We start from the raw sequence: 20933 nt of genomic DNA, 5'->3' as shown, positions 1-20933 counted from the left end.
CTCACTTCAGCCTGCTGGAGGCGAGGATGGACACGAGGTGCAGCAGCGTCTGCACCAGCGCGATCCCGGCCAGCACCGCCACGCCGAGCCGGGAGAAGAACAGGTCGCCGCGGGCCTGGTCGACGATCGCCAGGACCAGGATCAGCAGGGACGCCTCGATGCCGAGGATCAGACGGTGGAACTTCAGGGCGGCGGCGGCCCTGCGGGCCAGCGCCATGCCGGAGGAGCGCATCTCGGCGGCGGCCTCCTTGACCGGCGGCTTCCCGGCCTGGTGGCGGGCGACGCCGACGAGGTCGGTCTCGGCCTTGATCAGGATGGCGCCGAGGGCGGCCAGGGTGCCGAGGAAGGCCCACAGCCAGTCGATACGGCCGCTGCCCCACAGGTCGGCGGCGCGCAGGCCGAAGCCGACGAGCACCGCGGCGTCGGTGAGATAGGCGCCGACGCGGTCCAGGTAGACGCCGTTGAGGGAGTACTGCTTCTTCCAGCGCGCGATCTCACCGTCGACACAGTCCAGCAGGAGGTACATCTGGACCATGACGACGCCGAGCACGGCGCCCGGGATCCCCGGCACGAGAAGTGCCGGGGCCGCGAGCACACCGAAGACGGTCATCAGGTATGTGAGCTGGTTGGGCGTGACCCTGGTGTTCACCAGGTAGCGGTCGACCCGCAGGGACACCTCACGCATGTAGAGGCGTCCCATCCAGTGCTCACCGCTGCGCCGGTCCTTCACCCCTGCGGGGTGAACGACGGGACGTAGTTCAGCTACCGATGGCCTTGACATAGTCGGCGTAGGTGTCCTTGATCTGTTCGGTGTTCAGGTCGAGGTGTTCGAGGATGGTGTAGCGGCCGGGCCGGGTCTCCGGGGCGAACTCGACGGCCTTGACGAACTCGTCCGTCGTGAAGCCGATCTCGTCCGGCAGCACGGGCAGCCCGTGCCGGCGCAGCACCTCTGCCATGTACGCCGACTCCTCGTGCGCCCCGCGCAGCCACATCGCGAAGGCCGCGCCGAGACCGCACTGCTCGCCGTGGGCGGCGGCCCGCTTGGGGAACAGCAGGTCGAAGGCGTGGTTGATCTCGTGGCACGCCCCGGAGGACGGCCGCGAGTCGCCGGAGACCGACATGGCGATGCCGCTGAGGACCAGCGCCTCGGCGAGCACCTGGAGGAAGTTGTTGTCCCCGATGCCGCCCGGGTGCCGCAGTACGGCCTCACCGGCCTGGCGGGCCATGGCCGCGGCGAGTCCGTCGATCCGCTCGCCCTTGACGCGGCCCGCCAGCTCCCAGTCGGCGATCGCCGAGATGTTGGAGACGGCGTCGCCGATGCCGGCGCGGACGAAGCGGACCGGGGCCTCACGGATGACGTCCAGGTCGATGACGACCGCGATCGGGTTCGGCACGCCGTAGGAGCCGCGGCCCGCGTCGTTGTCGAGGGTGGCGACCGGCGAGCACAGGCCGTCGTGCGCGAGGTTCGTGGGCACGGCGACCAGGGGCAAGCCTACGCGTGCCGCGGCGAACTTGGCGCAGTCGATGATCTTGCCGCCGCCGAGACCGACGACCGCGTCGAAGTGACCGGCCTTTATGTCGCTCGCCAGCCGGACCGCGTCGTCGAGGGTGCCGCCGCCGACCTCGTACCAGGTGGCGCCGGGCATGCTCGGCGAGATGCGCTCGCGCAGCTTGGCGCCGGAGCCGCCGCTGACCGCGACGGCGAGGCGGCCGGAGTGCGAGATGCGCTCGTCGGCGAGGACGCACGCCAGGTCGTCGAGGGCACCCGGGCGGATGTCCACGACCAGCGGCGAGGGGATGAGCCGGGTCAGTACTGGCATGCGATCTCCCGTCCCCGGGCGAGATCGTCGTGGTTGTCGATCTCCACCCACTTGACGTCGCCGATCGGCGCCACGTCGATACGGAAGCCGCGGTTCACCAGCTCCTGGTAGCCGTGCTCGTAGAACTGCTGCGGGTCGGTCTCCCAGACGGTCTTGAGCGCGTCGGCCAGCTCGGGGGCCGCGTCGCCCTCGATGAGGGTGACGCCGATGTACTCGCCGGTGGCCTCGGCGGGGTCCATCAGCTTGGTGATCTTCGTCATGCCCTTGGCCGGGTCGACGACGACCTTCATCTCCTCGTCGGCCAGGTCCTTCACCGTGTCCAGGGCGAGGACGATCTTCTTGCCGTCGCCGCGGGCGGCGAGCAGCGTCTTCTCGACGGAGACCGGGTGGACGGTGTCGCCGTTGGCGAGGATCACGCCGTCCTTGAGTGCGTCACGGCCGCACCACAGGGAGTAGGCGTTGTTCCACTCCTCGGCCTTGTCGTTGTCGATGAGGGTGAGCTTGAGGCCGTACTTCTTCTCCAGCGCTTCCTTGCGCGCGTACACGGCCTCCTTGCGGTAGCCGACGATGATCGCGGCCTCGGTGAGGCCGACCTCGGCGAAGTTGGCGAGGGTCAGATCGAGAACCGTGGGTTCGCCTTCTATGCCCGCGGGGCCCACCGGCACCAGAGCCTTGGGAAGGCTGTCGGTGTAGGGGCGCAGACGCCGTCCGGCGCCGGCCGCCAGCACGAGGCCGATCATGCGGGTTCTCCTTCATCGTGTACGGCGGGCGCCCCTGCGGACACCCAGAAGCGGATGCTCTCGACGAGCACCACCAGGGCCAGGGCCACGGCGAGAGCCGTGAGCGCGACCATGAACTGCGAGGCGGTGAGCAACGCTGCGAGGACCGTGACGAGCAGCGTCCGTCCTTCATGCCCCCCGATGGAACGCACCAGCCAGGCCGGGGACGCTCCGGCGTTGCCGCGGATGCGGTACACCGTGTCGTAGTGATGGTAGGCGACCGCGGACACCAGCCCGAAAGCCGCAGGAAGGGCTCCGTTCACGTCCGCTTTGGCGGCCAGGATGAGGACGGTGCCGTATTCGGCGGCGCGGAGGAACGGCGGGACCAGCCAGTCGAGGGCGCCCTTGAGGGGGCGGGCGACGGCCAGGCCGGAGGTCAGGGCGTAGGCAAGGGCGGCGACGATCGGCCAGGGCCCGCCGAAGCCGGTGAGCGCGGCCACGGCGACGACGGCGGCACCGCCGAGGAGGGCGACGGCGGGGGTCGCGAAGCCCGGCAGCCTGCGGGCGGGGTTCTTGAACGCCTCCGCGAAGCCCTGTGCGAGCGGGCCGCTGTCCGCGAGGTCGGCGAGCGCCCCGGCCGCCCGGTCGGTCCTCCCCCAGTGCTTAACGCCTGGGGGGACCCCCACGGCCTTGCGGGTCAGGGAGCGCAGCACGCGGCCCGCCGTGGTGTACGTCGCCGCGCAAGCGCAGCCGACGAGTAGCGCGTAGAAGGTGATGCGGGGCGTGGTGGCCGCCGTGAGCACCGCGATCATCGCCCAGCGCTCGCCGATGGGCAGGACGATCATGCGGCGCACCCAGACCGTCCAGCCGACGCTGTCGAGCTTGTCGGAGAGGGCGGCGGTGGGGCTGGTGTTGGCGGTGGCGTCGTGGTTGGCCTCGTTGAAGGAGAAGTCCACGACGTGCCGGCAGGTCTGCAGGACCATGGCGCCGAGGGCGAGGGCCCAGACGTCGTCGCCGCCGCGGGCGGCTCCCAGGGCGAGACCGGCGTAGTAGGCGTACTCCTTGGCCCGGTCGAAGGTGGCGTCGAGCCAGGCGCCGAGTGTGGAGTACTGGAGGGAGTAGCGGGCGAGCTGGCCGTCGGTGCAGTCCAGTACGAAGGACGCGATCAGCAGGACGCCGGCCGCGACGAAGCCGCCGCGGGTGCCGGTGGCCGCGCAGGCCGCCGCTATGAGGGCGGTGAACAGCGAGGCGGTGGTGACCTGGTTCGGGGTCAGGCCGCGGCGGGCGCACCAGCGGGCGATGTAGCGGGAGTACGGGCTGATGCAGTAGGTGGTGAAGAAGCCGTCGCGGGACTTCACGGCCGACTTCAGGCGTACGGCCTCGTCGTCGACGTCCGTCACCGCCTGCCGTGCCTCGTTGCGGGCCTGCGGGTCGGCGGGGACGGTGGCGACGAGGCTGCCCAGTTCGGGGCGGTGCACGTCGGCGCCGTCGGCGTCCAGCGCGGTGAGGATGCGGTCGGCGAGGCTGTCGACGAGGGTGGTGCCGTCGCCCGCGGAGTTCTCGCGGGCCATCGCCCGGGTCAGGGCCTGCCGGCCGGCCGGCTGTGCGGTGACGGCGCCCGGGATCGCGGCGAGCGGGAAGCGGGGGTCGGTGAGACCCAGGCGCAGCGCGTGCACATGCCCCACGAACCGGGCGTCGACCAGGGCGACCCGCTCCTCGCCCGGCACCCCGGCGAGCTGGGTCTCGGCCTCGGCGGCGTCGGCCGCCACCCGCACGTCGAAGCCGAGGGACCGCAGATCGCCCTCGATCGACGATCCGGGGACCGGCTGACCGGTGAGGATGGCGGTCGACAACCGAATTCACTCCCTGGGGACCGACGCGTCCGCGCCAGTGCTGTACGTGGTGGGGGCGCCCGCGCCGGTGGCTCCCGGGCGGCATGTCGGCAGAGGCTATCGGATGCCGGGAAGGCCACGTTCACCGCCTGTTCGGCAGATCGATCTACGTGGTTCGCATAAGCCCTTGCCACGATCATCATCGTGGATCCGGGGCCCGCCCCACAAACCGCGCTCCCCAGACCGGACATCGAGGACATCGCACGGGGTCCGGCCCATAGCCGCATAGGGTGGGCGACCATGACTTGGCTGATCACCGGCGGGGCCGGCTACATCGGGGCCCACGTGGCCAGGGCCATGAGCGAGGCCGGGGAGCGCGTCCTCGCCCTGGACGACCTCTCGGCCGGGGTGCCCGCGCGGCTCCCGGCGGGCGTACCGCTCGTCGAGGGCTCGTCGCTCGACGGTGACCTGCTGAAGCGGGTGCTCGCCGAGCACGGCGTGACGGGTGTGGTGCACCTCGCGGCGCGCAAGCAGGTTGCCGAGTCCGTCGCGCAGCCGACGCGGTACTACCGGGAGAACGTCGGCGGTCTGGTGACACTCCTGGACGCGGTCGCCGGGGCCGGGATCGAGCGCTTCGTGTTCTCGTCGTCGGCGGCGGTGTACGGCGACCCGGGTGTGGATCTCATCACGGAGGACACGCCCTGTGCGCCGGTCAACCCGTACGGCGAGACCAAGCTCGCCGGGGAGTGGCTGGTGCGGGCGGCGGGCCGGGCGCACGGGATCTCCACCGTATGTCTGCGCTATTTCAACGTGGCGGGAGCGACGGCGCCGGAACTGGCGGACACGGGCGTCTTCAACATCGTCCCGATGGTCTTCGACCGGCTGACGCGCGACGAGGCGCCCCGGATCTTCGGTGCCGACTACCCGACCCCGGACGGCACCTGCGTCCGTGACTACATTCACGTCGCCGACCTGGCCGAGGCGCATCTCGCGGCGGCCCGGCGGCTCGCCGACGGGGGCGTCGCGGGCGATCTGACGGTCAACATCGGCCGCGGCGAGGGTGTCTCGGTGCGCGAACTCATCACGGTCATCGGCGAGGTCACCGGTGACCGCCGGCCGCCGCTCGTCGAGGGCCGCCGCCCCGGGGACGCTCCGCGGGCGGTCGCCTCGGCGTCCCGGGCGGCCGGGGAACTCGGCTGGACCGCGCGGCGCGGGGTGCGCAAGATGGCCGAGTCGGCGTGGCGGGGCTGGCTCCTGCACCACGGCTCCTGAGCCACACCGCTCCCGAGCCACTGAGGGTGCCCTGACCTGCGCATAGTTTCCGCAGGTCAGGGCACATGACAACGGTGTTCACTGCCGCATTGCGCATACCCCCTCCCCGTAGTTCACTGGGGTGCCCGAGCACGATCGGACCGGTACTCGGACGGACACAGGAGGGCGGCTTTCATGGGGGCTGGGCATGATCACGGGCACGCGCACGGCGCGGCGGCCGGCGGTACGGCGACCTCGGCGTACCGCGGCAGGCTGCGGGTCGCGCTTGCGATCACGCTCGGCGTGGTGGTCGTCCAGATCGTCGGCGGGGTGCTCGCCGACTCGCTCGCCCTCGTCGCGGACTCGGCGCACATGGCGACCGACGCGCTGGGCCTGGGCATGGCACTGCTCGCGATCCGCTTCGCGCTCCGCCCGCCCAGCGACCGGGCCACCTTCGGGTACGCCCGCGCCGAGATACTCGCCGCCCTGGCCAACTGTCTGCTGCTGCTCGGGGTCGGCGGGTACGTCGTGTACGAGTCGGTCCAGCGCTTCGTCACCCCGGCGGACACCGAGGGCCACCTCGCTGTCGTGTTCGGTGCCATCGGCCTGGTCGCGAACATGGTGTCGCTGGCGCTGCTGATGCGCGGCCAGAAGGAGAGCCTGAACGTGCGCGGCGCGTTCCTGGAGGTGGCGGCGGACGCCCTGGGCTCGGTCACGGTGATCGTCTCGGCCCTGGTGATCATGCTCACCGGCTGGCAGGCCGCCGACCCGATCGCCTCGCTCGTCATCGCGCTGATGATCGTGCCGCGCACGGTGAAGCTGCTGCGCGAGACCCTGACCGTCCTGCTGGAGGCGGCGCCCAAGGGCGTCGACATGGCGGAGGTGCGGGCCCACATCCTGGCGACCGACGGGGTGGAGGACGTCCACGACCTGCACGCCTGGACGATCACCTCCGGCATGCCGGTGCTGTCGGCGCACGTGGTCGTCAGCTCGGAGGTACTCAGCGCGATAGGCCACGAGAAGATGCTCCACGAGCTCCAGGACTGTCTCGGCGGCCACTTCGACGTGGAGCACTGCACCTTCCAGCTGGAGCCGGGCGGGCACCGGGAGCACGAGGCGTACCTCTGTCACTGACGCGCCCGCTGCTGAGGCGTCTGGGGCTGATGGCGCTGGTGGGGCGCGTTGCGCTGGGCGTGCGCCGGGGAAGCCAGCCCTCCGGCGCGCGCCCGCGTCCTGGCTCTCACCGCACCGGCAGGGACGATTTCGGCCCGCCGTGGCGGGCACGATCACCTACTGGGTCCCTCTTCCGGGCCCGAGCGGCACCGTCCGCGCTCCGCGCCGCCGCGCGGGACATGCGGGCGCGTCGCGAAGTGCCGGGAGTGCCGGATTCGTACGGCAGACTTGGGGCGCGAAGACCGATGTGAAGGATGGGTATGCCGATCACACCTGCCACCGCGACGCACAGCCCGTCGAACGGCACCGCAGACGCGATTTTGCTGGAACTGGTCGACGAGGACGGCGTGACGATCGGCACCGCGGAGAAGCTCGCCGCCCACCAGCCTCCCGGGCAGCTGCACCGCGCCTTCTCCGTGTTCCTCTTCGACGAGTACGGTCGGCTGCTGCTCCAGCAGCGGGCGCTGGGCAAGTACCACTCCCCCGGCGTGTGGTCGAACACCTGCTGCGGCCACCCCTACCCCGGTGAGGCGCCCTTCGCGGCGGCGGCGCGGCGGACCTTCGAGGAGCTCGGCGCCTCCCCGTCCCTGCTGGCCGAGGCGGGCACGGTCCGCTACAACCACCCGGACCCGGAGTCCGGTCTGGTGGAGCAGGAGTACAACCACCTCTTCGTCGGGATGCTGCAGGCCGTGCTGCGGCCGGATCCGCAGGAGGTGGCGTCGACGGCGTTCGTGACTCCGCCCGAACTCGCCGAGCGGCACGCCAAGGACCCCTTCTCGTCCTGGTTCATGACCGTCCTGGACGCGGCCCGGCCGGCGATCAGGGAGCTGACCGGCACGTCGGCCGACTGGTGACGACGGCCCTGACGACAGGGCCCGGGCGGACAACCCCTAGGTGAAGCGCGTGGGTTTGAGCGGCAGGGTGGCCCAGATCACCTTGCCGCCGCTCGCGGTGTGGTCGACGTCGCACACCCCGCCCGCCTCCCGGGTGATCTCGCGAACCAGCAGCAGTCCGCGACCGCCGGTCCGGCCGTGGTCGGTCTCCAGCGCGGTCGGCCGGTAGGGGTGGTTGTCCTCCACGGACACGCGTAGCCACTCGGCACCGACGGCCAGCTCGACGGCGATGGTCGGCGAGAGCACCGCCGCGTGCTTCACGGCGTTCGTCACCAGCTCCGAGACGATCAGCAGCAGCCCCTGGGCCAGGTCGTCCGAGACGGGCACCCCCTGACGCAGCAGCAGGTCCCCTACGGCGTGCCGCGCCTGCGGCACCGAGGCGTCGACCGCTGGTGCGATGAACCGCCAGACCCCTTCGTACGGCAGCGGATCCGCGGGCCCGGGGCCGAGGGGCGCCGCGCCGCCCTCTGGGCGTGAGCCGAACCCACGCCCGTCGTTGTCCATCGTCCGGTCGCCACCCTCGCGCTCGATTGTCGCCACACCCCGAGTGTTGGTAACGATGCGCTCCCCACCCCAGAGTTGACCAGAAGTCAGCAAGTATCGAACACTTCTGACCGTTGGCGTATGACACGGTCAGTTGTGGGACTGATCCTGTCCCTGTTGTGCCGTCTCGGCGAACTATTCGGGTTGTACGGGTTTGGCATCCGGATAGCATCCGGCGCATGGAGCCGCAGCTGCAGTACAGCGTGACCGACTCGGTCGCGACGGTCGTCATCCGCCATCCCAAGAAGCGCAACGCCATGACGGCCGCCATGTGGCGCTCCCTGCCGCCGCTGCTGGAGGGGCTCGCGGGCGATCCGGCCGTGCGGGCGCTGGTGCTCACCGGCGAGGGCGGGACGTTCTGCGCCGGGGCCGACATCTCGACGCTGCGGGGCTCACCTAAGGAGGCGCAGAGGCTGGCAAGTGGCGGCGGAGGAGGCGCTCGCCGCGTTCCCGAAGCCGACGCTGGCGGCGGTGCGCGGGCACTGTGTGGGCGGCGGGGCGCAGCTGGCGGCGGCCTGTGATCTGCGGTTCGCCGAGCAGGGGGCGCTGTTCGGTGTGACGCCCGCGAAGCTCGGCATCGTCTATCCGGCGTCCTCGACCAGGCGGCTGGTGTCCCTGGTCGGGCCGGCCACCGCCAAGTACCTGCTGTTCTCCGGCGAACTGATCGACGCGGAGCGGGCTCTGCGCACCGGGCTGGCCGACGAGGTGCTGCCCGAGGGTGAACTGGGCAAGCGGGTCGCCGAGTTCACCCGGGTCCTGGTGTCCCGTTCGCAGCTGACGCAGGCCGCGGCCAAGGAGTTCGCGAACGGGCGCACGGACCGCGACGCCCACTGGGCCGGGCTGGCACGCGAGAGCGGCGACACCGCGGAGGGTGTCGCCGCGTTCCTGGAGCGCAGGCAGCCGCGGTTCGGCTGGAGTGTGTCTACGTCAGGGTGAGGTTGGCGTGCGACCGGAGCAGTTCGACGATGTGCGTGGGCGCCTTCCCGGGTGATCCGGCGTCGTAGGGCGGCTGCGGGTCGTACTCGGTGGCGAGCTGGACGAGCTGTGCGTGGTCGTCGCCCGCGATGCGGCCGAGCAGGGTCAGTCCCATGTCGATACCGGAGGAGACGCCGGCCGCGGTGACGTACTTGCCGTCGGTGACGACCCGCTCCCCCGTCGTCTCGGCGCCGTGGCGCTTCAGCTCGTCCAGGGCCAGCCAGTGCGAGGTCGCGCGGCGGCCCCGGAGGAGTCCGGCGGCGGCGAGCAGCAGGGAGCCGGTGCACACGGACGTCGTCCAGGTGCTGGTGGCGTCGGCTGTGCGCAGCCAGGTGAGGAGGGGTCCGTCCGCCGCTAATGGGAGCGGGCCGGGGCCGCCGGGGACCACGATGATGTCGGGGTTCGGTACGTCGGCGAAGGTCCGGTCGGCGATGAGTGCGAGGTTCCCGGAGTCGTTCCGTACGGGGCCGGTCTCCTCGGCGACGAAGACGGTCTCCGCGTCCGGGAGCCGGCCCAGGGTCTCGTAGGGGCCGACTGCGTCGAGGGCGGTGAAGCGGTCGTAGAGGACGATGGCGATCTGCATGGGACCCTTCCGTCGGTTCGGCGGTGTTCAGGACGTTGTCGCGGGGCGGAAGCGGCGGCGGTACTCGGCCGGGGGCGTGCCCAGAGCCTTGACGAAGGCCCGGCGCATGGCCTCGGGGGTGCCGTAGCCGCTGGTGCGGGAGATCTCCTCGATGCCGTCGGCGCTGTCCTCCAGCAGACGGCGGGCGTGTTCGAGGCGGACCCGGTCCACGTACCGGCCCGGCGTCATACCGGTCTCGGACCGGAAGGCACGGGCGAAGTGACGGGGCGACAGGCGGGCGCGGGCGGCCAGGGCCTCGACGGAGAGGTCGGCGTCGGGGCGTTCGGTGATGAAGCGCTGGACGTCGCGCAGGGGTTCGCGGTGTGCGGTCTGGGCCGCGAGCTGGGCGCTGAACTGGGCCTGGTTCCCGGGCCGGCGCAGGAACACGACCAGGTGGCGGGCGATGGTGAGGGCGGCGTCCCGGCCCAGGTCCTCCTCCACCAGGGCGAGGGCGAGGTCGATGCCGGCGGTGACTCCGGCCGACGTGGCGATGTGTCCGTCGCGTACGTAGACGGGGTCGGGGTCGATCTCGACGGCCGGGTGGTCGCGGGCGAGCCGGTCGCAGTACGCCCAGTGGGTCGTGGCCCGGCGGCCGTCCAGCAGGCCGGCTTCGGCGAGCACGGCCGCGCCGGTGCACACGGAGACCAGCCTGGCGGCGCGCGGCCCGTGCTCGCGCACCCAGTCGACCAGGCGCGGGTCGGGGCGCAGGCTGCCCGTTCCGCCGGGGACGAGAAGGATGTCCGGGTCGGGCACGGTGGCCAGGGACACGTCGGGTACGAGGGTCAGACCGCTGGTGGTCCGCACCGGCGCACCGTCCAGGGAGGCCGTGCGGATCCGGTACGTCCCCGGGGAGAGCAGCTCCGCGCCCGCGAAGACCTCCACGGGCCCGGTGACGTCGAGGCTCTGCACGCCCTCGAAGAGGACGGCGAGAACGGTGCGCTGGGCCATGCCGTCGATTCTTCGCGGGCCCGGGGTGTGGCCGCAATGACAAGTTCCCCACCTTTCCTGCCATGGGCGACGCGACCGTAGAGCACATACCAAGCGGTTGGTAACCTGCCCGGCATGATGACCACCGCCCTCCGGCCGCTCGCCGGCCGACGCTGCCAGAACGTGCTCAACGCCCTGCACGTGACGCACTACTTCTCGCCGGATCTGGGGCGGGAACTGGGTGCTGCCGGGATCACCCATCCCCACGCCGTGAACTTCGCCGTGCGCGCCGCCGCGCTCGGGCCGGTCGGTGCCGGGGCGGTGGCGGCGGCCTTCCACAACTACAAGTACGAGCTCGTGGCCCGGCACGTGCCCGCCGTGTGGGAGACCGCGACGCCCGGCCAGGTGCTGGCGGCACGCGCGCGTGCGGTCGACGCGACGCTGCGCCGCCTGCTGGGCGAAGAGGCCCTGACGTCGGCGGAGATGGCCGAGGCCGCGCGGCTCGCGCTGCGCGCCGCCGAGGCCTGCTCGCGCGGGGCCCGGCCGCTGTACGCCGCCCATGCCGACCTGCCCGTCCCCGAAGAGCCGCACCTCGCCTACTGGCACGCGGCGACCCTGCTGCGCGAGCACCGGGGCGACGGGCATCTGGCCGTGCTGATGTCCGCGGGGCTGGACGGGCTGGAGGCCATGGTGACCCACACGGCGACGGGCAAGGGCATGACACCGAAGTGGGTCTTCAGGACCCGGGGCTGGAGCCAGAAGGACTGGGACGCGGCGGCGGGCCGGTTGCGTGAGCGCGGGCTGCTGGACACGGCCGGCGAGCTCACCGAGCGCGGTGTCGCCCTGCGCGAGGAGATCGAGCAGGAGACGGACCGCCTGGACCTGGCGCCGTACGAGCACCTGGGCGCGGAGGAGGTGGCACGGCTGACCGAGCTGGGGGCGGTGTTCGCGCAGGCGGCGCTCACGGCCGGGGCGTATCCGGCGGATCTGCTCGGCAAGCGCTGATCCGGGCTGGGGGACAAGCCCTGGCCGGGGCTTGTGTTCGGCCGTGACGCATGGTGAGACCTTGGTGAGGTACCCGGTCTCTCCCGGCCGCTGCGGTCGGGAGAGGAGAAAGGGGAATTACGTGTTCCGTGCCATTGCAGATGTGCTGCGCCAGATCGGCGGTGCCATCGCCACCGTCGTGACGCTGCCCTTCCGGGCCCTGGCCCGGCTCTTCGGCGGCGCTTCGTCCGCCACCCGCAGCCGCAGGGTCTGATAACGACCGTCCCGACCTGCCGAGTGCCGCCCTGACCCCCGAGTGTCGGTGTCACCTGCCACAATTGCCGCGCAACCTCAGTGGATAAGGCGGTACGGGATCGTGACGACACCCGGGTCCCTCGAAGTAGGGTCCATCGAAGGCAGGATCGCCGAGGAGCTCGGCGTACGGGAGCGGCAGGTCAGGGCTGCCGTGGAGCTGCTCGACAGCGGTTCTACGGTGCCCTTCATCGCCCGCTACCGCAAGGAAGCGACCGAGATGCTCGACGATGCGCAGCTGCGCACCGTCGAGGAGCGGCTGCGCTATCTGCGGGAGCTGGAGGAGCGGCGGACGGCGATCCTGGAGTCGGTGCGCGAGCAGGGCAAGCTCACCGAGGAACTTCAGGCGCGGATCCGGGGCGCGCAGACCAAGGCGCGCCTTGAGGACATCTACCTCCCGTACAAGCCCAAGCGGCGCACCAAGGCGCAGATCGCCCGTGAGGCCGGTCTCGAGCCGCTGGCGGAGGGGCTGCTCGGCGATCCGTCCGTCGAGCCCCTCGCCGCGGCCGCCGCGTTCGTCGACGCCGACAAGGGCGTGGCCGATCCGCAGGCGGCCCTCGACGGCGCCCGGGCGATCCTCACCGAGCGGTTCTCGGAGGACGCCGACCTGATCGGCGAGCTGCGCGAGCGCATGTGGGTGCGCGGGCGGCTGGCCGCCAAGGTGCGGGACGGCAAGGAGGAGGCCGGCGCGAAGTTCGCCGACTACTTCGACTTCGCCGAGCCGTTCACCGAGCTGCCCTCGCACCGCATCCTGGCGATGCTGCGCGGCGAGAAGGAAGAGGTCCTCGATCTCGTCCTGGAGCCCGAGGAGCCGACGGACGGCCCGTCGTCGTACGAGGGCATGGTCGCGAACCGGTTCGGGATCGCCGACCGGGGCCGCCCCGGCGACAAGTGGCTGCTGGACACGGTCCGTTGGGCCTGGCGCACCCGCATTCTCGTCCACCTCGGCATCGACCTGCGGCTGCGGCTGCGCACGGCCGCCGAGGACGAGGCGGTGCGGGTCTTCGCGGCGAACCTGCGCGACCTGCTGCTCGCCGCCCCGGCGGGCACGCGCGCGACGCTCGGCCTCGACCCCGGATTCCGTACGGGTGTGAAGGTCGCCGTCGTCGACGCGACCGGCAAGGTCGTCGCCACGGACGTCATCCACCCCCACGTCCCGGCCAACCGGTGGGACGAGGCCATCGCCAAGCTGGCCCGGCTGGCGAAGGAGCACGCGGTCGAGCTGATCGCCATCGGCAACGGCACGGCGTCCCGCGAGACCGACAAGCTCGCCGGGGAACTGATCGCCAAGCACCCGGAGCTGAAGCTCACGAAGGTGATGGTGTCCGAGGCCGGCGCGTCCGTGTACTCGGCGTCCGCCTTCGCCTCGCAGGAGCTGCCCGACATGGACGTGTCGCTGCGCGGCGCCGTGTCGATCGCCCGGCGGCTCCAGGACCCGCTGGCCGAGCTGGTGAAGATCGACCCGAAGTCGATCGGTGTCGGCCAGTACCAGCACGACCTGTCCGAGGTGAAGCTGTCGCGTTCGCTGGACGCGGTGGTGGAGGACTGTGTGAACGGTGTGGGCGTGGACGTCAACACGGCGTCGGCCCCGCTGCTCGCCCGGGTCTCCGGCATCACCTCCGGGCTCGCCGAGAACATCGTGGCGCACCGGGACGCCAACGGGCCGTTCAAGTCCCGTGGCGAGCTGAAGAAGGTGGCGCGGCTCGGCCCGAAGGCGTACGAGCAGTGTGCGGGCTTCCTGCGGATCCGCGGCGGTGACGACCCGCTGGACGCGTCCAGCGTGCACCCGGAGGCGTACCCGGTGGTCCGGCGCATGGTGAAGACCTCCGGGCAGGAGGTAGCGGGTCTCGTCGGCAACACCGCGGTGCTGCGCTCGCTGAAGCCGCACGACTTCGTGGACGAGACGTTCGGTCTGCCGACGGTCACCGACATCCTCAAGGAACTGGAGAAGCCCGGCCGCGACCCGCGTCCGGCCTTCAAGACGGCCGCCTTCAAGGAGGGTGTGGAGAAGATCTCCGACCTGTCGGCCGGGATGGTCCTGGAGGGCGTCGTGACGAACGTCGCCGCGTTCGGCGCGTTCGTGGACGTCGGTGTCCACCAGGACGGTCTGGTGCACGTCTCCGCGATGTCGAAGACGTTCGTCAAGGACCCGCGGGACGTGGTGAAGCCCGGGGACATCGTCAAGGTGAAGGTCCTCGACGTCGACATCCCGCGCAAGCGGATCTCGCTGACGCTGCGTCTGGACGACGAGGCGGCCCCGGAGGGGCAGGGCGGCTCCGGCGAGCGCCGGCAGCGCGGCGGGCGTCCGCCGCAGCAGCGGCAGGGTGGCCGTGGCGGTGGCGCCGGTCGTGGCGGTTCGCGTCAGGCGCCCCCGCCCGCCAACAGCGCGATGGCCGACGCGCTGCGCCGCGCCGGTCTGGCCGACCCGAAGAACGGCCGCTGACGGCTCCGCCGGGGGGCGTGGGGAGCTGCGGGTCCGTTGGGGCTGGTCGCGCAGTTCCCCGCGCCCCTGAAGGGGCGCGACGCGCCCTTGTCACCTAGAGTGACCGTCATGTTCGCTTCGCGTGCCATCACCTGGGAAGTGTCCGCGAGCCGGGGGTTCGAGACCGCCTGGGTCCAGGTGGGGGACGGCGTGCTGCTGGCACACGGCCGGGCCGTCGGGACCGATCCGGAGCCCTACTGGGTCACGTACGAACTCGACACGAGCGACGGGTTCGTGACCCGTCGGCTGCGAGTGACGGCCGAGTCCGCCGACGGCAGCCGCACGCTCGATCTGCGGCACGACGGCGGGGGCGCATGGACCGCCGACGGCGAGCGGCTCCCGGATGTCGACGGAGCCCTCGACTGCGATCTCGGGCTGTGCCCGCTCACCAACACCATGCCGGTGCTCCGGCACGGGCTCCATCAGGCGCCGGGCGAGATGGAGTTCCTGATGGCCTGGGTGTCGGTGCCGGATCTGACGGTGCGGCCGTCCCGGCAGACGTACACGCATCTCGACCCCGGGCGGGTCCGGTACGCCTCCGGCGACTTCCGCAGCGACCTGGAATTCGACGAGGAGGGGTACGTCGTGGAGTACCCCTCCCTCGCCACCCGGCTGACGACCCGTTAGCGCTCGGTCACCTTGCCGTCCGCCACCTCGATACGGCGCGTGACGCGTACGGCGTCGAGCATGCGGCGGTCGTGGGTGACCAGCAGGAGGGTGCCCTCGTAGGAGTCGAGGGCCGACTCCAACTGCTCGATGGCGGGCAGGTCGAGGTGGTTGGTCGGCTCGTCGAGGACCAGGAGGTTGACGCCGCGGCCCTGGAGCAGTGCCAGGGCTGCTCTGGTGCGCTCGCCCGGGGAGAGGGTCGCCGCGGGGCGCAGGACGTGGTCCGACTTGAGGCCGAACTTGGCCAGGAGGGTGCGGACCTCGGCAGGTTCGGTGTCCGGGACGGCCGCGCGGAAGGCGTCCATCAGGGGCTCCTGGCCGTGGAACAGCTTGCGGGCCTGGTCGACCTCGCCGAGCAGGACGCCCGAGCCGAGGGCCGCGTGCCCGGCGTCGAGCGGGACGCGGCCGAGCAGGGCGGCGAGCAGGGTGGACTTGCCGGCGCCGTTCGCGCCCGTCACCGCCACCCGGTCCGCCCAGTCGATCTGGAGGGACACCGGGCCGAGGACGAAGCCGCCGCGGCGCACCTCGGCGTCGCGCAGGGTGGCCACGACGGCGCCCGAGCGCGGGGCCGACGCGATCTCCATGCGCAGTTCCCACTCCTTGCGGGGCTCCTCGACGGCATCCAGCCGCTCGATCATGCGCTGGGTCTGCCGGGCCTTCGCGGCCTGTTTCTCGCTGGCCTCGCTGCGGAACTTGCGGCCGATCTTGTCGTTGTCGTTGCCCGCCTTGCGGCGCGCGTTCTTCACGCCCTTGTCCATCCAGGAACGCTGCATCTGCGCGCGGTCCTGGAGGGCCGCCTTCTTGTCGGCGTACTCCTCGAACTCGTCGCGGGCGTGCCTGCGCGCGACCTCCCGCTCCTCCAGATAGGCCTCGTAGCCACCGCCGTAGAGGTTGATCTGCCGCTGGGCGAGGTCGAGTTCGAGGACCTTGGTGACCGTGCGGGTGAGGAACTCGCGGTCGTGGCTGACGACCACCGTCCCGGCGCGCAGGCCGCTCACGAAGCGTTCGAGGCGCTCCAGGCCGTCCAGGTCGAGGTCGTTGGTGGGCTCGTCGAGGAGGAAGACGTCGTAGCGGGACAGCAGCAGGGAGGCGAGTCCGGCGCGGGCGGCCTGACCGCCGGACAGCGACGTCATCGGCTGGTCCAGATCGACCGTGAGCCCGAGGGAGTCGGCGACCTCCTCGGAGCGTTCGTCGAGGTCGGCGCCGCCGAGTCCGAGCCAGCGCTCCAGGCTCGTGGCGTACGCGTCGTCGGCGCCGGGTGCCCCGTCGACCAGGGCCTGGGTCGCCTCGTCCATGATCCGCTGGGCCTCGGCGACGCCGGTGCGGCGGGCCAGGAACGCCCGTACGGTCTCGCCGGGGCGGCGGTCCGGCTCCTGCGGCAGATGGCCGACGGTGGCGGTCGGCGGGGACAGGCGCAGTTCGCCCTGCTCGGGGACCGTGAGTCCGGCGAGCATCCTGAGCAGGGTGGACTTGCCGGCGCCGTTGGCTCCGACCAGGCCGATCACGTCGCCGGGCGCGACGACGAGGTCGAGTCCGGTGAACAGGGAGCGGTCGCCGTGGCCGGCGGCGAGGTTCTTGGCGACGAGGGTGGCAGTCATCAGACCGCGATCCTAACGGCCGTCCCGGGCGGTCCGCCGATGGGTTTTCAAGGGGGTCGCGGCCGTCACCAGCACACCGGTGGCGGTGCGCGCCACCAGGAAGGACTGCCCCTTCACCGCCTTGGCGTCGAGGGCGATGCGGTGGCGGCCCGGTTCCAGGACGCCGTCGAAGATCTCCTGGGTGTGGGTGCGGGAGAGGCGGTCGAGGCGGTACGCGGTGAGGGTGACCCGGCAGGCGGAGGTGACCTCGACGTCGGCCCCGCCGTCGGTGGCGGTCAGGCCGGTGAGGCGGCGCTGCTCCAGTGGGCTGCGGTCCAGGGCATGTTCGATCTGGGCGACGAGGAGGGGGACGATCGGGGCGAGGCCGTCGACGTGGGCGACGTGGACCTCGGCGCGTTCGAAGGCGCGGCGGACGGCGGCGCGTTCCGGCTCGCCGGTCCCGCGGCCGAAGGCGACGGCGCCGTAGCCGCGCAGCTCGTCGGCGGGCACGTGGTCGGCGTCGTGGGCGATGTCGGCGCCGACGCCGATGGTGCGCAACGCCGCGGCGAGCTTGGCCAGGACGGCGACGCGGGCGCCGATCAGCAGGACGCGGCGGCGGGTGTCCGGGGCGGAGCCGTTCAGCAGGGCGCTCAGCGCCGCACGGTACTCGGCGCCGCGGAAGCGGAACGGGCCGATGCCGTGGTAGCCGTTGAGCTCGAGGTCGGCGTGTTCGTCGGTCTGCCAGGCGAAGTCCCGCCAGATGAAGTCCTCGCCGTCCCGCCGGATGACCGCGGTGACGGCGCCGCAGGCCAGGTCCTCGCACTCGGGGCAGCCGTAGACGACGTACCGGCCGCCGGGCAGTGGTGCGGGGCTTTCCAGGAGCAGGCTGCGGACCTGCGCGGTGAAGATCGAGGGGGGTACGTCGGAGGCGAGCGGGGAGACCGCGTCGAGGTCGGAGAGCTGGAACAGCAGCGGGCGTCCGTCGACGATGAAGTCCAGGAAGTCCCGGTGGAGCTGGTAACCACCGTCTGTGAGGACTCCGCCGGCCCGCATCGCGGGTGCCAGGCCGAAGGTCGTGTACTCGGCACACATGCTGTGAGTATCCCCACACCGCTAGTGATGTGAGCACGGCATGACGCATTCCGCTACGGTCCGGGCATGGCTGGTGAGCGCGGTGACGAGATCGTGGTGGTCGGTGGCGGGGTGGTCGGGCTGACGACCGCGGTGGTTCTCGCCGAGCGGGGGCGGCGGGTACGGGTGTGGACGCGGGACCCCGTCGAGGCGACCACCTCAGCGGTCGCGGGGGCGCTGTGGTGGCCGTACCGGATCGAGCCGGTCGCCCTGGCGCGGGTGTGGGCGCTGAGGTCGCTGGAGGTGTACGAGGAGCTGGCCGCGGGGTCCGGGTCGAGCGGCGTACGCATGGTCGAAGGGGTACTGGGCGAGACGCGTCTCGACGAGGTCGACGGGTGGCTGGCGGACCGGGTGCAAGAGCTGCGGGCGGCCACGGCCGGGGAGTACACGGGGTACGGCGTCCGGGCGCGGTTGCCGCTCATCGACATGCCGGCTCATCTGGCGTGGCTGCGGGAGCGGTTCGCCGCGGCGGGCGGTGTGGTCGAGGCTCGTACGGTGTCCGGGTTCGCGGAGGCCGACGCGCCGGTCCTGATCAACTGCACGGGGCTCGCCGCTCGGGAGCTGGTGCCGGATCCGTCCGTGCGGCCCGTGCGCGGGCAACTGGTCGTCGTGGAGAACCCGGGGATCGACACCTGGCTGGTCTCCACCGACGCGGCCGGGGAGTACGCGTACATGTTCCCGCAGCCGGGCGGGCTCGTCCTCGGCGGTACGGCGGAGGAGGACGCGTGGTCGCTGGAACCCGACCCCGCGACGGCCGAGGCGATCATCCGCCGCTGCGCGGCGCTGCGGCCGGAGATCGCCGGGGCGCGCGTCCTGGAACACCGGGTCGGGCTGCGCCCCACCCGCCCCTCGGTACGCCTGGAGCGCGACGCCCTGCCGGACGGCCGGCCCCTGATCCACAACTACGGTCACGGCGGCGCGGGTGTGACGGTGGCCTGGGGTTGTGCGCAGGAGGCGGCTCGACTGGTCGGCTAGGGGGTGTCCGCAAAGTCCCGTCGTCCGCCCGGAGGGCGGGCCCTGCGGCGTTCGGTGCGTGCTCTCGGCGTGCCGGGCGGACGCCCGCGTACTGGTTACCGGTGCGGCGAGAGTGCGTGCCGGGCGTCGCAGGGCAGGCGGGACTTTGCGGGCACCCCCTAGGGGGCCTCCGTGTCGCCAGGCCGGGGTCGTCCAACCCCGACGCCCCCGGCCGATGTCGGCCGGGGGCGTCTAGGTCAAGGGGCCGGCCGGGGCAGCCGGGTTGGGTGGGTCAGTGTTTGCCGATCGGGTCGCCCTCGACGTCCGGGCCGCGGCCCGGGCCGACGCGGAACTCGAAGTCGCCGTCGTACTTCTTGTGGCCTTCGATGACGGCCAGTTCCACCGCCTCGGAGCCCATCTGCTCGCGCACCATCACCGGGTCGCGGCGCAGGTCGCGCATGAGGGCCACGCACATGAAGACCATCACGACGACGAACGGGGCCGCCGCGAGGATCGTGAGGTTCTGCAGGCCCGTCAGCGCGTCGCCCTGGCCGCTGCCGACCAGGAGCATGATCGCGGCCACCGCACCGGTGAGGACGCCCCAGAACACCACGACCATACGGCCCGGTTCGAGCGCGCCCTTCTGCGACAGGGTGCCCATGACGATCGACGCCGCGTCGGCGCCCGACACGAAGAAGATGCCGACGAGGACCATCACGAGCAGGCTCGTGGCGGTGGCGATGGGGAACTGCTGGAGCACGTCGAAGAGCTGGCCCTCCGGGGTCGTCTCCTTGCCGAGCTTGCCCTGCGCCTGCATCTTCATCGCCGAGCCGCCGAAGACCGCGAACCAGATCAGGCTGACCGTGCTGGGCACCAGGATGACGCCACCGACGAACTGCCGGATCGTGCGGCCCCGGCTGATGCGGGCGATGAACATGCCCACGAACGGCGTCCAGGAGATCCACCACGCCCAGTAGAAGACGGTCCAGCTGCTCAGCCAGTCCGCGACACCCTCCCCGCCGCTGGCCTCCGTACGGCCGGCCAGCTGGGGCAGGTCGCCGAGGTAGGCGAAGACGGACGTGGGCAGCAGGTCGAGGACGATGATGGTCGGACCCGCCACGAACACGAACAGGGCGAGCACCAGCGCCAGCACCATGTTCGTGTTGGACAGCCACTGGATGCCGCGCTCCACGCCCGAGACCGCGGACGCGACGAAGGCCAGGGTCAGCACCGCGATGATCGTGACGAGCAGCCCGGTGCTCACCTTGTCCATCCAGTCCAGCTCCTGCACACCGGAGCCGATCTGAAGCGCGCCGAGCCCCAGGGACGCGGCGGAACCGAAGACGGTCGCGACGATCGCGAGGATGTCGATGACGCGGCCGACGGCGCCGTTCGCGTGCTTCTTGCCGATCAACGGCGTGAACACGGCGCTGATGGTCTGGCGCCGCCGCCTGCGGAAGGTGCTGTAGGCGATGGCCAGACCCACCACGGCGTAGATCGCCCAGGGGTGGAGCGTCCAGTGGAACAGGGTGGTGGCCATGGCCGTCTCCATGCGCTCACCGGAGTCGGCCGGGTCGCTGCCCGGCGGGGGCGTCGAGTAGTGCGACAACGGTTCGCTCACGCCGTAGAACATCAGGCCGATGCCCATGCCGGCACTGAACATCATCGCGACCCAGGACACCGTGCGGAACTCGGGCTCCTCGCCCTCGGCCCCGAGGTGGATACGGCCGTAGCGGCTGGCCGCGAGCCAGAGGGCGAACACGACGAAGGCGGAGGCGGCGAGCATGAACGCCCAGCCGCCGTTGTGCATCAGCCCGCCGAGCATGCTGGTGGAGACGTCTTCCAGCGAGTCGGTCGCCGCGGCTCCCCAGACCACGAAGGCGAGGGTGAGCACGGCCGTAACCCCGAAGACAATTCGGTCGGTTTTGGGACGTTCCTGACCGGGGAGGCCCGCTTCCGAACCCGGAAGCGCGGCCCCCGCTTGGTGGTCGCTTTCACTTGGTCGGTCGTGCGTCACAGGCGGCACCTTTCATTGGGACGTAGGAGGACCGTAAGTCCTCCGTAACGCCCCT

General features: G+C 71.7%; 18 protein-coding genes and 1 pseudogene. 9 read left to right on the top strand and 10 right to left on the bottom strand.

Annotation, left to right across the window (positions count from 1 at the left end; translation table 11 throughout):
- Position 1 precedes the first annotated feature (1 nt).
- From ACIBNA_RS10835 to ACIBNA_RS10820, 4 genes are read right to left on the bottom strand one after another with little or no spacing between them, the layout of a single operon-like run.
- Positions 2-781 carry a CDP-alcohol phosphatidyltransferase family protein gene (locus ACIBNA_RS10835; RefSeq protein ID WP_399164878.1) on the bottom strand — a complete coding sequence of 260 codons (780 nt, stop codon included), beginning with the start codon at positions 779-781 and terminating at the stop codon, positions 2-4.
- The gene (locus ACIBNA_RS10830; RefSeq protein WP_399164877.1) at positions 759-1820 is read right to left on the bottom strand and encodes an iron-containing alcohol dehydrogenase family protein; all 1062 of its coding nucleotides are present in this window, start codon (positions 1818-1820) and stop codon (positions 759-761) included. Before ACIBNA_RS10830 ends, ACIBNA_RS10835 begins: the two co-directional genes overlap by 23 nt.
- Complete coding sequence (locus ACIBNA_RS10825) at positions 1808-2560, bottom strand: sugar phosphate nucleotidyltransferase (RefSeq protein ID WP_399164876.1); 753 nt, start codon at positions 2558-2560, stop codon at positions 1808-1810. Before ACIBNA_RS10825 ends, ACIBNA_RS10830 begins: the two co-directional genes overlap by 13 nt.
- A complete protein-coding gene (locus ACIBNA_RS10820; protein WP_399164875.1) occupies positions 2557-4392 on the bottom strand; it encodes a DUF5941 domain-containing protein in 1836 nt (611 codons plus the stop codon). The genes ACIBNA_RS10825 and ACIBNA_RS10820 overlap by 4 nt, the downstream gene beginning before the upstream one ends.
- A 279-nt stretch (positions 4393-4671) precedes the next feature.
- Here ACIBNA_RS10820 and galE point away from each other — a divergent pair, with 279 nt between their 5' ends.
- From galE to idi, 3 genes are all read left to right on the top strand, one after another.
- Positions 4672-5643 (top strand): UDP-glucose 4-epimerase GalE, encoded by a 972-nt coding sequence (gene galE / locus ACIBNA_RS10815; protein ID WP_399164874.1) that lies wholly within the window; start codon positions 4672-4674, stop codon positions 5641-5643.
- Between the two features lie 174 nt (positions 5644-5817).
- On the top strand, positions 5818-6756 hold the full coding sequence (locus tag ACIBNA_RS10810) for a cation diffusion facilitator family transporter (protein WP_399164873.1): 939 nt from the start codon (positions 5818-5820) through the stop codon (positions 6754-6756).
- 299 nt (positions 6757-7055) lie between these two features.
- The gene (gene idi / locus ACIBNA_RS10805; RefSeq protein ID WP_399164872.1) at positions 7056-7649 is read left to right on the top strand and encodes an isopentenyl-diphosphate Delta-isomerase; all 594 of its coding nucleotides are present in this window, start codon (positions 7056-7058) and stop codon (positions 7647-7649) included.
- Between the two features lie 36 nt (positions 7650-7685).
- Here idi and ACIBNA_RS10800 read toward each other — a convergent pair whose 3' ends face one another.
- Entirely contained in the window at positions 7686-8192 is a 507-nt protein-coding gene (locus tag ACIBNA_RS10800) for an ATP-binding protein (RefSeq protein WP_399165029.1), read from the bottom strand.
- A gap of 218 nt (positions 8193-8410) precedes the next feature.
- Here ACIBNA_RS10800 and ACIBNA_RS10795 point away from each other — a divergent pair.
- Positions 8411-9167: pseudogene (locus tag ACIBNA_RS10795) on the top strand (enoyl-CoA hydratase/isomerase family protein).
- Here ACIBNA_RS10795 and ACIBNA_RS10790 read toward each other — a convergent pair.
- Both ACIBNA_RS10790 and ACIBNA_RS10785 read right to left on the bottom strand, forming a co-directional pair.
- Positions 9154-9789 (bottom strand): DJ-1/PfpI family protein, encoded by a 636-nt coding sequence (locus ACIBNA_RS10790; protein ID WP_399164871.1) that lies wholly within the window; start codon positions 9787-9789, stop codon positions 9154-9156. The pseudogene ACIBNA_RS10795 and the gene ACIBNA_RS10790 overlap by 14 nt on opposite strands.
- A gap of 27 nt (positions 9790-9816) precedes the next feature.
- Entirely contained in the window at positions 9817-10776 is a 960-nt protein-coding gene (locus tag ACIBNA_RS10785; protein WP_399164870.1) for a GlxA family transcriptional regulator, read from the bottom strand.
- Positions 10777-10890: 114 nt separating this feature from the next.
- Here ACIBNA_RS10785 and ACIBNA_RS10780 point away from each other — a divergent pair, with 114 nt between their 5' ends.
- From ACIBNA_RS10780 to ACIBNA_RS10765, 4 genes are all read left to right on the top strand, one after another.
- On the top strand, positions 10891-11760 hold the full coding sequence (locus ACIBNA_RS10780) for a hypothetical protein (protein ID WP_399164869.1): 870 nt from the start codon (positions 10891-10893) through the stop codon (positions 11758-11760).
- A gap of 121 nt (positions 11761-11881) precedes the next feature.
- Positions 11882-12013, top strand: coding sequence for an LPFR motif small protein (locus tag ACIBNA_RS10775; RefSeq protein WP_274821112.1), 132 nt, complete (start codon positions 11882-11884; stop codon positions 12011-12013).
- A 102-nt stretch (positions 12014-12115) separates the two neighbouring features.
- A complete protein-coding gene (locus tag ACIBNA_RS10770) occupies positions 12116-14494 on the top strand; it encodes a Tex family protein (protein WP_399164868.1) in 2379 nt (792 codons plus the stop codon).
- A gap of 108 nt (positions 14495-14602) precedes the next feature.
- Positions 14603-15160, top strand: coding sequence for a putative glycolipid-binding domain-containing protein (locus tag ACIBNA_RS10765; RefSeq protein WP_399164867.1), 558 nt, complete (start codon positions 14603-14605; stop codon positions 15158-15160).
- On the opposite strand, the gene ACIBNA_RS10760 is transcribed toward ACIBNA_RS10765, so the two are convergent.
- Positions 15157-16797, bottom strand: a complete 1641-nt coding sequence (locus ACIBNA_RS10760; RefSeq protein ID WP_399164866.1) for an ABC-F family ATP-binding cassette domain-containing protein — start codon at positions 16795-16797, stop codon at positions 15157-15159. The two genes, ACIBNA_RS10765 and ACIBNA_RS10760, sit on opposite strands and share 4 nt — an antisense overlap.
- Positions 16798-16809: 12 nt before the next feature.
- A complete protein-coding gene (locus ACIBNA_RS10755; RefSeq protein ID WP_399164865.1) occupies positions 16810-17868 on the bottom strand; it encodes an oxidoreductase in 1059 nt (352 codons plus the stop codon).
- A 66-nt stretch (positions 17869-17934) separates the two neighbouring features.
- Between ACIBNA_RS10755 and ACIBNA_RS10750 the strand changes: the two genes are divergently transcribed.
- Positions 17935-18882, top strand: coding sequence for an FAD-dependent oxidoreductase (locus ACIBNA_RS10750; RefSeq protein ID WP_399164864.1), 948 nt, complete (start codon positions 17935-17937; stop codon positions 18880-18882).
- A 271-nt stretch (positions 18883-19153) separates the two neighbouring features.
- Here ACIBNA_RS10750 and ACIBNA_RS10745 read toward each other — a convergent pair whose 3' ends face one another.
- Positions 19154-20878 carry a BCCT family transporter gene (locus ACIBNA_RS10745; protein ID WP_399164863.1) on the bottom strand — a complete coding sequence of 575 codons (1725 nt, stop codon included), beginning with the start codon at positions 20876-20878 and terminating at the stop codon, positions 19154-19156.
- Positions 20879-20933: the final 55 nt, after the last annotated feature.

It is taken from the genome of Streptomyces sp. NPDC050164 (assembly GCF_044459945.1).
GTDB classification, from domain to species: domain Bacteria; phylum Actinomycetota; class Actinomycetes; order Streptomycetales; family Streptomycetaceae; genus Streptomyces; species Streptomyces coeruleorubidus_A.
The sequence above is the reverse complement of the archived record's forward strand: the minus strand, read 5'-3'. Positions and strand labels throughout refer to the sequence as shown.

Coding starts and splice junctions, on each gene's coding strand:
- ACIBNA_RS10825 (WP_399164876.1), bottom strand. CDS start 2,560: ATGATCGGCCTCGTGCTGGCGGCCGGCGCCGGACGGCGTCTGCGCCCC.
- idi (WP_399164872.1), top strand. CDS start 7,056: ATGCCGATCACACCTGCCACCGCGACGCACAGCCCGTCGAACGGCACC.
- ACIBNA_RS10785 (WP_399164870.1), bottom strand. CDS start 10,776: ATGGCCCAGCGCACCGTTCTCGCCGTCCTCTTCGAGGGCGTGCAGAGC.
- ACIBNA_RS10830 (WP_399164877.1), bottom strand. CDS start 1,820: ATGCCAGTACTGACCCGGCTCATCCCCTCGCCGCTGGTCGTGGACATC.
- ACIBNA_RS10800 (WP_399165029.1), bottom strand. CDS start 8,192: ATGGACAACGACGGGCGTGGGTTCGGCTCACGCCCAGAGGGCGGCGCG.
- galE (WP_399164874.1), top strand. CDS start 4,672: ATGACTTGGCTGATCACCGGCGGGGCCGGCTACATCGGGGCCCACGTG.
- ACIBNA_RS10750 (WP_399164864.1), top strand. CDS start 17,935: ATGGCTGGTGAGCGCGGTGACGAGATCGTGGTGGTCGGTGGCGGGGTG.
- ACIBNA_RS10810 (WP_399164873.1), top strand. CDS start 5,818: ATGGGGGCTGGGCATGATCACGGGCACGCGCACGGCGCGGCGGCCGGC.
- ACIBNA_RS10835 (WP_399164878.1), bottom strand. CDS start 781: ATGTCAAGGCCATCGGTAGCTGAACTACGTCCCGTCGTTCACCCCGCA.
- ACIBNA_RS10790 (WP_399164871.1), bottom strand. CDS start 9,789: ATGCAGATCGCCATCGTCCTCTACGACCGCTTCACCGCCCTCGACGCA.
- ACIBNA_RS10760 (WP_399164866.1), bottom strand. CDS start 16,797: ATGACTGCCACCCTCGTCGCCAAGAACCTCGCCGCCGGCCACGGCGAC.
- ACIBNA_RS10765 (WP_399164867.1), top strand. CDS start 14,603: ATGTTCGCTTCGCGTGCCATCACCTGGGAAGTGTCCGCGAGCCGGGGG.
- ACIBNA_RS10755 (WP_399164865.1), bottom strand. CDS start 17,868: ATGTGTGCCGAGTACACGACCTTCGGCCTGGCACCCGCGATGCGGGCC.
- ACIBNA_RS10780 (WP_399164869.1), top strand. CDS start 10,891: ATGATGACCACCGCCCTCCGGCCGCTCGCCGGCCGACGCTGCCAGAAC.